General features: G+C 59.9%; 3 protein-coding genes. All 3 read right to left on the bottom strand.

Annotation, left to right across the window (positions count from 1 at the left end):
* A partial coding sequence (locus NRB16_RS28345) for a non-ribosomal peptide synthetase (protein ID WP_257107505.1) occupies positions 1-4,703 on the bottom strand: 4,703 nt, incomplete at its 3' end.
* Positions 4,700-11,239: a non-ribosomal peptide synthetase gene (locus tag NRB16_RS28340; RefSeq protein WP_257107504.1), complete on the bottom strand. Its 6,540-nt coding sequence runs from the start codon at positions 11,237-11,239 to the stop codon at positions 4,700-4,702. The genes NRB16_RS28345 and NRB16_RS28340, both read right to left, overlap by 4 nt.
* A gap of 1 nt (position 11,240) precedes the next feature.
* The coding region (locus NRB16_RS28335) for a non-ribosomal peptide synthetase (RefSeq protein ID WP_257107503.1) at positions 11,241-16,346 on the bottom strand (5,106 nt) is incomplete at its 5' end.

Genomic DNA, 16,346 nt, shown 5'->3' with positions numbered 1-16,346 from the left:
GCGACCTGTTGCTCGATCAGTTCATGAATGCACAGCTCAACCGGGTAGCTGACCTCGGTGCGATTCCAGTCGCTGACGATCTGCTGTTGCTCTTGTGCATTGAGCAGCCGCAGTTCAGCCACGCGTTGCCCAGGCTGCTGCACCACCTGCTCCAGCAACTGAACCCAATGCCGGCCCAGCCGCTGCACGGTAGAGGCATCAAACAACGCCGTCGCGTAGTTCAAAGAAGCACCGATACCCGCTTCGGATTCGAAAGTATTGAGCGTCAGGTCAAACTTGGCCGACTGCTCGCTCCACTCCAGGCCTTCCACCCGTAGACCTGACAGCACTCTGGCACTGCCTTTAGTCTCGGTCTGGTGGTTGAACATCACCTGGAACAACGGGCTATGGCTCAGGCTACGCTCGACTTGCAATGCCTCCACCAGTTGCTCGAACGGCAGATCCTGATGCACCTGGGCACCCAGCGCCGTGCGCTTGACCTGCTGCAGCAACTCATTGAACGTGATGTGCAGGTCGAACTCGGCCTTGAGCACCTGGGTATTGACGAAGAAGCCGATCAGCCGTTCGGTCTCTACCCGGTTGCGGTTGGCATTCGGCACCCCGACACGAATTTCGGCCTGTCCCGAATAGCGATGCAACAAGGTCTGGAACGAGGCCAACAGCACCATGAACAGTGTCACGCCCTGTTGCTGGGCAAGGTGCTTGAGCGCACCGCACAAATGGGTATCCAGATCGAGATTCAGGCTGGCACCGGCCTGGCTCTGTACCAAAGGACGTGGACGGTCCAGCGGCAGCTCCAGCACCGGCTGTTCGCCGCCAAGTAGCTCGGTCCAGTAAGCGATCTGGCGCGCCTGCTCACCGGCCTCCATCCAGTTGCGTTGCCACACCGCATAGTCCGCGTACTGGATGGGCAACGCCGGCAGGTCTACATCATGGCCTTGACGGTAGCCTTCATACAGGTGGACCAGTTCATCCACCATCACCGGCATCGACCAGCCATCGGACACGATGTGATGCATAGTCAGCACCAGCACGTGATCATCATCGGTCAGGCGCAGCAATTTCACCCGTAGCAGCGGACCATGCACCAGATCGAATGGTCGCAGAATCTCGGCTTCGACACGGGCCTGAATCGCTGCCTCACTATCAAGCGCCTCAACCTCGATGGTCGCCGACTGCGGAGCATGGATGATCTGCACCACCTGCTCGCCTTCCTGGTGCAACGTGGTGCGCAGGGTTTCATGGCGGGCAATCAGCGTATCGAAACTGTTGCGCAGCGCGGTATCGTCAAGAGCGCCCTGCAAGCGCAGAGCGACTGGCATGTTATAGGCCGCGCTGTCCGGCGCAAGTTGCCACAGGAACCACTGGCGTTGCTGGGCAAATGACAGCTTCAACGGTTGTTCACGGTCAGCGCGCGTGAATGCAGGGGCTTGGCTAATCGTACCGTCAGAGATCCTCGCAACAAACTCAGAGAGCACCGATGCCTCAAACAGCACCCGCAGCGGCAGCTCGATATTCAATACCTGACGCACTCGGGAGATCACTTGGGTGGCCAGCAACGAGTGACCGCCCAACTCAAAGAAGTTATCGGTCAGGCCCACCTGCTCAATCTTCAGCACGCCCGCCCAGATCGCCGCAACCTGCTGCTCCAGCTCGGTCTTCGGTGCCACATACAGCTGTTGCTGCTGGCTGGCATCGGGCTTGGGCAGTGCCTTGCGATCCAGTTTGCCGTTGGGTGTCAGCGGCAACTTGTCCAGGAACAATAGATACGAGGGCACCATGTAGTCCGGCAGGCTGGCTTTCAGTTGCTCACGCAGGCTGCTGCGCAGTTGGTCCTGCTGCTCGGTGCTCCGCTCGTCAGTGGACACCAGATACGCCGCCAGTTGCTTGCCAGCCGGGCCGTCGACATCGATGACCACCGACTCACGCACCACGTCGTGCTCCAGCAGCTTGGCCTCGATCTCGCCCAGTTCGATACGGAAGCCGCGAATCTTCACCTGGTGGTCGATGCGGCTGATGTACTCGATCACCCCGCCTGTGTGATAACGCGCCAGGTCACCGGTGCGATACAACCGCCCACCACCCTGCTCACTGGTGTCGAACGAGTTCGGCACGAAGCGCTCGGCCGTCAGGTCCGGGCGATGCAAATAACCTCGGGCCAGACCGTCGCCGCCAATCAGCAGTTCACCGGCCACCCCAATCGGTGCGGCACTCAGGCCCTGCTCAACGATATGCAGCGTGGTATTGGCGATTGGCTTACCCAACAGCGGCGCGGGTGCCTCACGGTTCAGGCAGTGCAGCCCCGACCAGATGGTGGTCTCGGTCGGACCGTACAGGTTCCACACCTGCTCGCTGCGTTCCAGCAAACGATTGGCCAGGTCTGGGGCCAGGGCTTCACCTCCACTGAGCAACCGGCAATTGCGCAGCGCCTCGGGGCCGGCTGCATCCAGCAGCATGCGCCAGGTCGACGGGGTCGCTTGTACGGTGGTCACCGCCTGCTGTTCGATCAGCCTCAGCAATGCCTGCGGATCCTGGTTCTCGCGATCAGCCAACAGCACCACCGAAGCGCCCACCAGCAAGGGCAGGTACAGCTCCAGCCCGGCAATGTCGAACGACAGCGAGGTCAGCGCCAGTACCCGGTCACTCGCCTCAAGGCCCGGCTGCTGCGCCATGCTGAACAGGAAGTTGACCAGCGCCTGGTGCCGCACTGCCACGCCCTTGGGCTTACCGGTGGAGCCTGAGGTGTAGATGCAGTAAGCCGTGTGTTCCGGATGCACGGCTACATCCAGGTTGTCGCTGGAGTAATCGGCCAGTTGCGGCCAATCGCGGTCCAGGCACCAGGTGTTGATACCGGTGGCTGGCAGTTGCTCCAGCAGCCGCTCCTGGGTCAACAACAAACGCGCGCCGCTGTGTTCGAGCATGTAGGCCAGGCGTTCCTTAGGGTACTCAGGGTCCAGCGGCACATAGGTGCCACTGGCCTTGAGAATGCCCAACAGACCCACCACCATCTCGACGGAGCGCTCCACCGCAATGCCTACCAACACATCTGGGCCCACGCCCAGCTCGCGCAACTTGTGCGCCAGGCGGTTGGCTCGACTGTTCAGTTCGGCATAGCTCAAGGACTGTTCGCCAAACAGCAACGCGGCGGCATCCGGCGTCTTGAGTACTTGTTGCTCGATCAACTGAGGCAGGCACTGGGCAGCCGGGTAGCTGGCCTGGGTGCGATTCCACTGGGCAACGATCTGCTGATGTTCCTCAGCATCAAGCAACGCCAGCTCGGTAATACGCTGCCCTGGCTGACGTACCACCTGCTCCAGCAACTGCAACCAGTGTCGGCCCAGGCGCTCGATGGTCGAGGCGTCAAACAATGCTGTTGCATAGGTCAACGCAGCCCCGATACCGGCCTCATACTCGAAGGTATTGAGGGTCAGGTCGAACTGGGCCGAAATGCTCTCTCGCGACAGCCCTTGGACTTGCAGGCCCTGAACCTCTCGGCTGGTACCCTTTACTTGATTCTGGTGATTGAACATCACCTGAAACAGCGGGTTATGACTCAAGCTCCGGTCCGGCTGCAAGGCCTCTACCAGTTGCTCGAACGGCAGTTCCTGGTAAGTCTGCGCCTCCAGGACCGTTTGCCGAACTTGCTGCAACAGCTGTTCAAAGGTGGTGTGCAGATCAAACTCGGCCTTGAGCACTTGGGTATTGACGAAAAAGCCAATCAGTTGCTCGGTTTCTACCCGCGTACGGTTGGCAACCGGTACGCCGGTACGAATATCGTTGTGCCCTGAATAACGATGCAACAGGCTTTGGAAACTGGCCAGCAGCAGCATGAACAGGGTGCAGCCTTGGCGCTGAGCGAGGGCTTTGAGCCCGCGAGCCAGTTCAGCATCAAGCGATATTTCCAGCAAAGCGCCACGCTGATCGAGCACCGATGGACGCGCACGGTCAGTAGGCAACTCCAGCACCGGCTGTTCCCCGCCAAGTTTTTCTAGCCAATAAGCCAGCTGCCGCTCTTGTTCGCCTGCCTCCATCCAGTTGCGTTGCCAGATGGCGTAGTCGGCATACTGGATCGGCAAGGCTGGCAGATCCACCGCCTGGCCCTGGCTGAAGCCTTCATACAGCTGGATCAACTCATTGATCATGATGGGCATTGACCAGCCATCGGAGATGATGTGGTGCAGGGTCACCACCAGTACATGTTCATCGTCCGCCAGCGCGAGCAGCGTTACCCGCAGCAGCGGCCCTTGCTCAAGATCAAACGGTCGACGCACTTGCTCTTCAACCCAGCTCTCGACGCTCTGGCCGGCCGGCAAGTGTTCGATGTCCAGGGTAAATGGCTGAGCTGGGTGAATGATCTGAATCGACTGTTCGTTATCCTGGCCAAACGTCGTACGCAGGCTTTCATGTCGCTGTATCAGGTACTGAAAACTGAGTCGCAATGCTTCTTTGTGCAAAGAGCCGGTCAGTTTTAGCACCGTGGGAATGTTGTACGCAGGGCTGTCAGGGTTCAGTTGCCACAGAAACCACTGGCGTTGCTGAGCAAAAGACAGCGGGATGCAATCAAATAACGATTGCACCGGCGGCACCGGCAAATTGGCAGGCGAAATATTCTCGGCATACATTTTTTCCAGGTACAGCCTGCGCTTTGCCGTCGGCAGCGTAATGAAGCGCTTGGCAATATTCAGTGCGACTTCCGTGTTCATTGAACATCCTCCAGCTCTTCGGCAAACAGGTCCAGCCGTTTGAGTTTCGCTTCAAAATCACTCGTATCTTCTGGCACCAGTTGCCCGGCAAAAGCCTCCAGAACCGGATACTGGAACAGCACCGAAGGGTTAAGGGTTGTACCCAGGGATAAACGCACACGCGACAACACAGAAAGCGCTAGCAAAGAATGCCCACCCAGTTCGAAGAAGTTATCCGTCAAACCTACCCGTTCGACCTGCAAAACCTCAGCCCAAATGGATGCCATCTGCTGCTCAAGCTCTGTACGTGGCGCTACGTAGGTGTACTGGCTCACGCTGGCGGCAGGCTTGGGCAGCGCCCTACGGTCCAGCTTGCCATTGCCCGTCAGCGGTAATGCCTCAAGACACACGAAGTGCGCCGGCACCATGTAATCCGGCATCAGCGCCTTGAGGGTTTCTCGCAGGCTGTCGCGCAGCCCTGCTTGCTGATCTTCAGCAGCCTGCTTGGCCACCGGCACCAGATACGCCACCAGTTGCTTGCCCACCGGGCCGTCGATATCCAGCACCACCGCCTCACGCACGCCCGGATGTTCCTTGACTCGCGCCTCGATCTCGCCCAGCTCGATGCGGAAGCCGCGGATCTTCACTTGATGGTCGATACGCCCGGCGTACTCCACTGCACCACCGGCCTGGCTGCGGCCCAGGTCGCCACTGCGGTACAGGCGGCTACCGCCTTCGGCACTGGTGTCGAACGGGTTGGGGATAAACCGCTCGGCAGTCAGCGCCGCACGGTTGTGATAACCGCGTGCCAGACCCGCACGGCCGATATGCAGTTCGCCCTGCACACCCGGCACGGCCGGGTTGAGCTGGCCATCGAGCAGGTACCACGACAGGTCCGGGATCACTTCGCCGAGCGGGCTGACCGCCGCCTGTTGCAGGTCGGCCTTGCACAGCGGCCGGTAGGTCACGTGCACCGTGGTTTCGGTGATGCCGTACATGTTGATCAGTTGCGGCTGCTGATCGCCAAAGCGCTCGAACCATGGCGCCAGGCTGCCCACATCCAGGGCCTCGCCACCAAACACCACATAGCGCAGGGCCAGGTCAGCATCGCTGTCACAGGCCACCGGGATCAGTTGCTTGAACGCCGACGGGGTCTGGTTCAGCACCGTGACGCCTTCATTTTTCAGCAGGGCATGTAAATGCTCCGGCGAGCGCGCCACATCCTTGGCCACGATGACCGCCTTGCCGCCGTACAGCAGCGCGCCATACAGCTCCCACACCGAGAAGTCGAAGGCATAGGAGTGGAACACCATCCATACGTCCTGGGCATTGAACTGGAACCACGCTTCGGTCGCCTGGAACAAGCGCACGACGTTGTGGTGCGCCAGCAAGGTACCCTTGGGTTTGCCGGTCGAACCCGAGGTATAAATCACATACGCCAGATTATCCGGGTGAGTCAGGTTGACCGGGTTGGCCTCGCTGTAGACAAGCAGATCGGCGGCCACTTCATCCAGGCTCAAGACCTGAACAGACTCGGGCACCGGCAATTGCGCCTGAAGATGCGACTGGGTCAGTAACAAGCCAATGCCACTGTCCTGCATCAGGTAGCTCAGGCGCTCTTGCGGGTATTCAGGGTCCAGCGGCACATAGGCGCCGCCCGCTTTGAGAATCGCCAACAGCCCGACCACCATTTCCAAGCTGCGCTCCACCGCAAGACCCACCAGCACATCCGGGCCCACGCCCTGCTCACGCAGCTTGTGCGCCAGGCGGTTGGCCCGCTGGTTCAGTTCGGCATAGCTCAGCGCTTGATCATCAAAAGCCACGGCCGTCGCGTCCGGAGTTTTCGCCACCTGCTGCTCGATGAGCTGATGCAGGCACTGTGCGGCCGGATAACGGACTTCGCTGCTATTAAATTGTTGAACAAGCTGCGCAGCATCCTCGCTCGCCAGCAGCGGAACCTGACCTACCGCCCGCTGCGGCGACAGGGTCAACTCCAGCAGTAACCGCTCAAGTGCAAGCGCAAGTTGTTTAACAGTACTGTCTGAAAACTCGGCGCCGGCATAGTTGAAACCAAGTGTCAGCACTTCCCCCAGGTTAGCAGCAATAACCAATCCATAACTGGTTTGCCCCCGCTCATTCAGGTTGTTGAATACCAGCCCATGCGAAACTCCCTTCTCCAAGGCCTGTGAAACCGGATAGTTGTCGAACATCAACAAGGTATCGAACAACGCCTCACCACTTTTTCCAGCCCAACGTTGCACGTCATACAGCGGTGTATGTTCATACTCGCGCAACGCCAAGTTCTGCGACTGTAGAGTCTGCAACCATTGTGCGACGCTTTGTTCCGGCAGCGGGCGTGCAATAAGGGGCAGCGTATTGATAAACAGGCCCAGTTGCTGTTCGACGCCGTCCAGCTCGCCAGGCCGTCCGGAAACGGTGACACCGCACGCGACACTGTCTTGCCCGGTATAGCCCTGCAACAGCAAGATCCAGGCGGCCTGCACCAGGGTGTTGACGGTCACCCGCTGGCGCTGGGCGAAATCACTCAGCACGGCGGTCTGTTGCTGGCCCAGCACAAGCGGGTGATAGCCATACCCTGAGTCGGCTTGCAGTTGCGGCTGCCTGATCGACCGGACCAGCAGAGTGGGCTCTTCCAGCCCCGACAGTTGTGCCTTCCAAAAGGTCTCGCTAACCGCCGCATCCTGCTTGCCCAACCACTCGATGTAGTCCCGATACTGGCTGGCAACCGGCGCCAGCGTAGCGCCGGTGTAGCTCTGCAGGATCTCGCCCATCAATTGCGAATTACTCCAGCCATCAAGGAGGATGTGATGGGTGGTGTGGATCAGGTGATGGGTATTGTCGCCTGTGCGGATCAACGCCAAACGCAGCATCGAGTCACGGGCCAGGTCAAAGCCCTGGCGACGATCCTCAAGTGCCCACTCATCCAGCTTATGCCCTACATCGTCTTGAGTACGCCAATCCAGCACCGTACAAGGTGCATCGACCCGCTTACGGATCACCTGCAACGGTCCGTCCACGTCGACGAAGTTCGCCCGCAGCGCTTCATGCCGGCTGATCGCCCCCTGCCAGGCCGCCTTGAAGCGCTTGACATCCAGCCCTTGCACATCCACGCGTAGCTGGTTGATATAGTGCCCGGCCTCTTTGTCGAGCAGGCTGTGAAACAGCATGCCTTGCTGCATCGGAGAAAGCGGGTAGATATCCTCGATGTCCTCGGCTGGCACTGGCAGGCTGGCCAACTGCTCAGCACTGAGAACAACCAGAGGCGCACGTTTTTCCACCGCACGGACAGGCTGGGTAGCCGGCGGCCTGGCTTCGATCAGTTTGGCGACCTTGGCCAGTTGCCCGATGGTCTGCTGCTCGAATACCTGCTTGGGGGTGAGCTTGATGCCCTGGCGCTTGGCCCGGGCGATGATCTGCAGACTCAGAATCGAATCGCCACCCAGTTCAAAGAAGTTATCGGTAGTCCCGACCTGATCGCGCTTGAGCACCTGAGCCCAGACGTCAGCCAAGATGCACTCGATCTCACCTTGCGGCGCGACGTAGCTACCAGAAACAGCGCCAGGCTTGGGCAAGGCGCGCTTGTCCAGCTTGCCATTGGCGGTCAGCGGCAAACGCTCAAGCAGGATGATCTGCGCCGGCACCATATAGTCCGGCAAGCGCTGCTGTAGAAGCAGCTGCAGATCAGCCACGGTGAGTCCTGGCGTCACCAAGCAGTAAGCCACCAATTGCAGGCGAGAAGGATCGCCCTCCAGCGGCAACGGCAGAACCACGGCCTCGTTGACACCTGCAAGCCCCAACAGCAGCTGGCTGATCTCCCTAGGCTCAACCCGGTAGCCACGGATCTTTACCTGATCGTCGGAGCGACCGATGAACTCGATCAAACCGTCAGCCCGCATACGAGCGCGATCCCCTGTGCGATACAACCGCTGGCCATTCTCAGTCGGAATGAAGCGCTCGGCTGTCAGGGCGGCGCGGCCCTTGTAGCCTTGCGCCAAGCCATGCCCGCCCAGGTACAACTCACCGGCGACGTGCTGCGCAGAAGGGTTAAGCCAGGCGTCGAAAATCGCGGCGCAGCCATTGGCCAAGGGCAAACCAACCGGCACACTGCGATACCCTGGCAAACGTTGCCGGACCTCATGGGTCAGAACCCCCACCGTGGTTTCGGTCGGACCATAGTGATTGACGACCCGGCAGCCAGGACGCAATTGGCGAACCTTGTCGACCAGTTCCCACGAGCAGCTTTCGCCGCCCAGGACCAGCAGTTGCTCGGGCAGCACATCGGCCGGACTGGCCGCTTGCAGCAAACCATGCAAATGGCTGGGCACCAGTTTGAGCACCGCCACCTGATGCTCGGCCATGTACGCCGCAAAGCCATCAGGGTCGAACGCCAGGTCGTGGGGCAGCAGATGCAACAGGCGACCAGACGCCAAGGCGCCAAACAGCATGGTGTGCCCCAGATCCGCCGCCACCGTGGACACCATCGCCAGGCTGCCTTCAGCGGCCAGTTGCAGACGGTCCAGCACGGCCTGGACATAATTGCTCAGCGCGCCATGGCTGACCTGCACACCCTTGGGCTGTCCGGTAGAACCAGAGGTGTAGATCAGGTAAGCCGGCTGCTCAGGCGTCAACGACTGCTCCAAGGCATGAGCGCTGTAATCTGCCCATACCTGTGGGTTCCAAGGCAGGACCTGCACGCCCTGTACGTCGGCAAAACGGGTATCTTGAGCCTGATGGAGCAAGACGTGCGCACCACTGTCATGCAGCAACTGCTGCAAGCGCTCGGCCGGTTGTTGGCTGTCCAGGGGCAGATAGGCGCCACCGGCCTTCAGTACGGCCAGCATCGCTGTCACCCACTCGATACCACGCTCCTGACACAGCGCAACGACACTGCCGGTAGCGACGCCCAGCGTTCTTAGATAGCCCGCCAGCCGGTTGGAATCGCTCTCCAGTTGCGCATAGCTGACCCGCTTCGTGCCAGCACGCAACGCTTCACCCTGCCCCCCCAGGGCCAGGCCACGTTGCCAGAGCTCAAGGAAGTGGTTACAGGGGAACGACTGCTGGCTTGCCTCAAGAGCCCCGGTGCTGTTTTGCACATGATCGAGCAGTCGGGCGTCCGGCTCACGAACCAGCGCCTCCAGTGTGGCCCGCAAGGACGCAGCCATGCGTTCAATGGTCGGTTCATCGAACAGATCAGTGGCATAGGTAAAAGCGGCGTCAATGCCGGCTGGCGTATCGGTGAAGTCAAAAGCCAGGTCAAAATGCGCGTCAACCTCGCCCAATGGGAACGCATCGACTGTGATGCCGCCAAGTCGTGCAGCACCGTTATCGGCGCTCTGCACGTTCTGGTTGATCTTGAACTGAAACAGCGGGTTATAGCCCAGGTTACGCTCAGGCAGCAGCGCGTCGACAAGTTGCTCGAAAGGCAGATCCTGATGCGACTGCGCGCCGGTCACCACGTCGCGGACCTGATCAATCAGTTCAGCAAAGGTCGAGCGCTCGTTCACCTGGACCCGCAGAACCTGGGTATTGATGAAAAAGCCAATCAGCCCTTCCAGCTCCGTGCGGTTGCGACTGGCGTTCGGTGCACCGATGCGGATATCCGCCTGCCCGCTGTAGCGTGAAAGCACCACGGCCACGGCAGCCAATACCAGCATGAACAGGGTATTGCCATTCTTGCGCGCCAGCGCTCTCAATTCAGCCGCCAGGGCCTGAGGAATGTCCGCCGCGACCACGGCTGCGCGATAACTGGGGCTGGCAGGTCGGTCACGGTCCAGTGGCAGATCCAGCACAGGCTGCTCTTCGCCCAACTGCTGCTTCCAGTAATCAAGCTGGCGGGCGCCCTCGCCCGCCTCAAGCCAGGAACGCTGCCAGATCGCATAATCGGCATACTGGATGGGCAGCTCGGGCAACGTGGCCTCACTGCCTTCGACCAACGCAGTGTAGAGCTGGACGAACTCCGATACGACCAGTTCACTGGACCAGCCATCGGACACGATGTGATGCATGCACACCGTCAGCAGGTGCTCGGCTTCACCTAAGTGCACCAGCCTGGCACGCATGACCGGGCCATTGACCAGATCGAATGGCCGGGCAAGTTCATCATGCACGAACGCCTGTAGCGCTTGCTCGGTCGGGCGTTCACTGAAGGACTGAATGTCCAGAGTTACAGGCGATTGTGCCTGGATGTCCTGGTAGAACTCACCCTCCACACCAGTGAAACGGGTGCGCAACGATTCATGCCGCAGCACCAATAGCTCAAGCGCCCTGGTCATCGCCTGATCGTCGAGACGACCAGTCAGCCGCACGGCCATCGGCACGTTATAAAAAGAACTCTCAGGCTCCATCTGCCACATGAAAAACAGGCGCTGCTGGGCATAGGACAAAGGAATGCGTTCAACATCCTGATGCGTCGGCACAATGGGCAGCAGCCTGAAGCTCTGCCCCGACTCGATCATCTTGTCGAGAATCTGCTTGCGTTGCTCAACCGGCAGAGAGACGAAGCGTTTGGCGATACGTTCAGCGGTAGTCGGTTGCATCTCAAACCTCTGCCATTTCATTCATCATTTTTTCGATATCGCTCAGCCCATCGTCACTCAAAGAGAGGCCATGGTTTTCCAGCGCCAGAGAGAACTCGCTCAACATAGGGGTCTCGAAAATAAGGCGTAGAGGCAGGTCAATGCCCAGTTGCGCGTTGATTTGAGAAATCATTTGAGTAGCCATTAACGAGTGGCCACCCAGCTCGAAGAAGTTATCGCTCAGGCCGACCTGCTCGATCTTCAGCACCTGCGCCCAGATCGCCGCAACCTGCTGCTCAAGCTCTGTACGTGGCGCGACATAGACTTGCTGGCTAGCGCTCGCATCCGGCGTCGGCAATGCCCTGCGGTCCAGCTTGCCGTTACCCGTCAGCGGCAGGGACTCAAGAAACACGAAGTGCGCCGGCACCATGTAATCCGGCATCACTGCCTTGAGCCCCGCACGCAAACGGTCGCGCAGTTCAGCCTGCTGTTCTTCAGTCACCTGCTCGGCGTCCGGCACCAGATACGCCACCAGTTGCTTGCCCACCGGACCGTCGATATCCAGCACTACCGCCTCACGCACGCCCGGATGTTCCTTGACCCGCGCCTCGATTTCGCCCAGCTCGATCCGGAAGCCGCGGATCTTCACTTGATGGTCGATACGCCCGGCGTACTCCACTACACCACCGGCCTGGCTGCGGCCCAGGTCGCCACTGCGGTACAGGCGGCTGCCGCCTTCGGCGCTGGTGTCGAACGGGTTGGGGATAAACCTCTCGGCGGTCAGCGCCGCACGGTTGTGATAACCCCTCGCCAGGCCCGCACGGCCAATGTGCAACTCACCCTGCACACCAGGGATGGCCGGGTTGAGCTGGCCGTCGAGCAGGTACCACGACAGGTCCGGGATCACCTCACCGATCGGGCTGACCGCCGCCTGTTGCAGGTCGGCTTTGGACAGCGGCCGGTAGGTCACGTGCACCGTGGTTTCGGTGATGCCGTACATGTTGATCAGTTGCGGCTGCTGATCGCCAAAGCGCTCGAACCATGGCGCCAGGCTGCCCACATCCAGGGCCTCGCCACCAAACACCACATAGCGCAGGGCCAGGTCAGCATCGCTGTTACAGGCCACCGGGATCAGTTGCTTGAACGCCGATGGGGTCTGGTTCAGCACCGTGACGCCCTGGTTCTTCAGCAAGGCATGGAAACTTTCTGGTGAGCGTGCCACATCCTTGGGCACGATGACCGCCTTGCCGCCATACAGCAGCGCGCCATACAGCTCCCACACCGAGAAGTCGAAGGCGTAGGAGTGGAACACCGTCCACACGTCCTGGGCATTGAACTGGAACCACGCTTCGGTCGCCTGGAACAGGCGCACGACGTTGTGGTGCGCCAGCAAGGTGCCCTTGGGTTTGCCGGTCGAGCCCGAGGTATAAATCACATACGCCAGGTTATCCGGGTGAGTCAGGTTGACCGGATTGGCCTCGCTGTAGGCCACCAGGGCCTGTGCGACTTCATCCAGGTTCAGCACCTGAACTTGGGCCGACACCGGCAAATCTGTCACCAAGTGCGACTGGGTCAGCAACAAGCCAATGCCACTGTCCTGCATCAGGTAGCTCAGACGCTCTTGCGGGTATTCAGGGTCCAGCGGCACGTAGGCACCACCGGCCTTGAGAATCGCCAGCAGGCCCACCACCATCTCCAGGCTGCGTTCCACTGCCAGGCCTACCAGCACATCCGGGCCCACACCCTGCTCACGCAGCTTGTGCGCCAGACGGTTGGCCCGACGGTTCAGTTCGTCATAGCTCAGTGCTTGATCAAAGGCCACGGCCGTCGCGTCCGGAGTTTTCGACACCTGCTGCTCGATGAACTGATGAAGGCACTGCTGAGCCGGATAATGGGCTTTGCTGCTATTGCACTCATTGATAATCTGCTGAGAGTGCTCTGCACTCAGGAGCGGCAGATCACCCACCGGCGCCAGCGCATCGCGTACCAGTTCCTGTAGCAAATGAGCGAAGTGTGCAGCCACCTGCTCAATGCCCGGCTCACTGAAATGCGCTCGGTCAAAGCTGTAATCTATCGACAGGGTTTCCCCCAGCCCCACGGCCAGCGTCAGCGGATAGTTGGTCTGCTCGTGGTTCTCTATCCCACTGAACACCAGCCCACCCGGAACACCTTGTTGCAATGCATCAGAAACCGGGTAGTTCTCGAACACCAGAATGTTGTCGAAAAGCCCTTCACCGCCCTGCCCTGCCCACTGCTGGATCTCATACAACGGGGTGTGCTCATGTTCACGCAGGCCCAGGTTTTGCGCCTGGACCTGAGCCACCCAGTCACCCACCGACTGTTCAGATCGTGGTGCCGCAATGACCGGCAGCGTGTTGATAAACAGCCCCAGTTGCTGCTCCACCCCCTTGAGGTCCGCCGGGCGCCCAGAGACTGTTGCGCCGAATGTCACACAGCCAAGACCGGTGTAGCGTTGCAGCAATAGCAACCAGGCCGCCTGCACCAGCGTATTGACCGTCACCCGTTGCTTGCGGGCGAACTCATTCAAGGTTCGGGTGCACTGCGCATCAAGCACTTGATAATGACGAGCAAAGCCACTGCCAAGCTGCGCCTTATCCTGAGACAGGGCCTGGGCCAAGCGCGTAGGCTCCTCCAGCAGCTGTAGCTGTTGTTCCCAGAAGCCCTTGCTGACAGTCCTGTCCTGTGCGAGCAACCAATCGATGTAGTCACGATAGCGGCCAGGCTTGTGGCCAGGCACCTGCCCTGCGTAGCTTTGCAGCACCTCACCCAGCAACTGCGAGTTGCTCCAGCCGTCCATCAGGATGTGATGGCTGGTGTAGATCAGATGATGGCTGTTGTCGCCGGTGCGGATCACCGCCAGACGCAATAACGGATCGTGCAGAAGATCGAAGCCTTGCTCCCGATCATCCAATGCCCAGCGCTCCAGACGGTCGTCCAGTTGACCCTGCGTGCTCCAGTCCAGCACTGTAAACGGCAGTTTGACCCGCTTGCGAATCACCTGCAGAGGCTGCTCGAAGCCGGTGACAAAACTGGCGCGCAGGACTTCATGCCGGTCCACCGCCAGTTGCCATGCCTGGCGGAAACGCTCCACGTCCAGGCCCTGTATATCTACCCGGATCTGGTTGATGTACTCACCGCCACCCTGGTCATACAGGCTGTGGAACAGCATGCCCTGCTGCATCGCAGACAACGGATAGAGGTCTTGCACCTCGTCGGCCGCAACAGGCAGATCATCCAGTTGCGCCTGGTTCAAGCCCGCCAGCGGAACATCCGATGGCGTCAGAGCGCAGGTATCGGCACTGATGCAGTGCTCAACCAGTTGCTCAAGCTCTTGTGCATACTCATCGGCCAGACGCTCGATGGTCTCTTGGCGGAACATCTCGCGGCTGAAACTCCAACCCAGGCGGAGTTCACCGCCATAGACTTGGCCATTGATCGAAAGCCAGTTAGCCAGCGGTGCATCCAGGCTGTGCTCAGCCCCATAGTTTTCCTGGGCGGGTGACAACAGGGTGGGCGTCTGCTGTACGGCCTCTTTAGCCGCAAAGCTATTATCGAGCTGTCCCAGGTAGTTGAAGGTAATACGCGGCTGCGCCAGCCCGGCCAGCGTCTGTTGTGCAGCCCGACTTCCCAGATAACGCAGCGCACCGAAACCGATGCCTTTGTCGGGAACGGCCCGCAGTTGTTCTTTTACCCGTTTGATCGAGCCCGCCAGAGACGGCTCAGCACTCAACCTTACCGGGAACATACTGGTGAACCAGCCAACCGTACGGGTCAGGTCGATTTCGTCAAACAGCTCTTCACGACCATGGCCTTCCAACTGGACAAGGACGTCATGATCTGCGGTCCAGCGAGCAATGACCCTGGCCAAGGCCGTCAACAGCAGGTCATTGACCTGGGTCCGATATGCCAGAGGAGCCTGTTGCAGTAATTGCCGGGTCACCGTTTGATCAAGACGGGTATGAACGGTCGCGAGATGGCGCTTGCGCAGCGCACCTTGCGGGTTATCGCAGGGCAGCGCGGCAGTCACGCCTTGCAACTGGGCTTGCCAGTACCCCAACTCATCCTGCAAGGCCTCGCTGCTTGCGTAAGCCTGCAGGCGGTCGGCCCATGCCTGGGTGGAGCTGGTCTTGGCCGGCAGGCTGACCGGCTGGTTCGATGCCAATTGTGCGTAGATAGCCTGCAGGTCTTCCAGCAGGATACGCCACGAGACGCCATCGACTGCCAAGTGATGGATGGCGAGCAGCAGCCGCTGTCTGCCATCGGCAAGACTGGCCAGGACCGCTCGAAGCAAAGGCCCCTGCTGAAGGTTCAGGCTAGTCTGGGCCTCAGTGCACAAGGCTTGCAGTTCGGCGTCATTTTGCACACTGGACTGCCACAAAACATCCTGCGCGGCCAACTCACGATAATGGGCCGTCCAGCTCTGGTCAGCCTGTTGGATGAAGCTCAGGCGCAAGGCATCGTGGTGGCTGATCAGCGCCTGCAATGCTTGCTCCAGGATCGCCGCCTGCAAAGTACTGTTCGGCGTTAGTAACACCGCCTGGTTCCAGTGATGCCGCTCCGGTATCGGCGTATCGAAGAACCATTGCTGAATCGGTAACAACAATGCCTGGCCGGTCACTGGCCCCTGATCGATCTGCAAGGTCGTCGATTCATCATCCCTTGCAACCGAGGCCAACCCCTGCACGGTCTGGTGCTGAAACAGCGCCTTGGGCGTGAAGTAAATACCGACCTGCCGAGCCCGGCTGACGACCTGGATCGAGATGATTGAATCACCGCCCAGCTCAAAGAAGTTGTCCGTCAGACCGACACGCTCCAGCTTGAGCACCTCAGCCCAGATCGCCGCAATCTGCTGTTCCAGCACCGTTTGCGGTGCCACATACACTTGTTGCTGCTGGCTGCTCTGCGGTTTGGGCAAGGCCTTGCGGTCCAGCTTGCCGTTAGGGCTCAGCGGTAATTGCGCCAGGAACAGCAGGTGCGCTGGCACCATATAGTCCGGTAGCGTGGTCTTCAGATGCTCACGCAAACGGGCACGCAGCGCGTTCTGCGCTTCGCCTTCAACCGTCGGTTCTACACTCACCAGATATGCGGCCAGTTGCTTGCCACTTGG

Origin of the sequence: Pseudomonas sp. LJDD11, assembly GCF_024584215.1 — a bacterium.
Classification (GTDB): domain Bacteria; phylum Pseudomonadota; class Gammaproteobacteria; order Pseudomonadales; family Pseudomonadaceae; genus Aquipseudomonas.
The sequence above is the reverse complement of the archived record's forward strand: the minus strand, read 5'-3'. Positions and strand labels throughout refer to the sequence as shown.

Coding starts and splice junctions, on each gene's coding strand:
- NRB16_RS28340 (WP_257107504.1), bottom strand. CDS start 11,239: ATGCAACCGACTACCGCTGAACGTATCGCCAAACGCTTCGTCTCTCTG.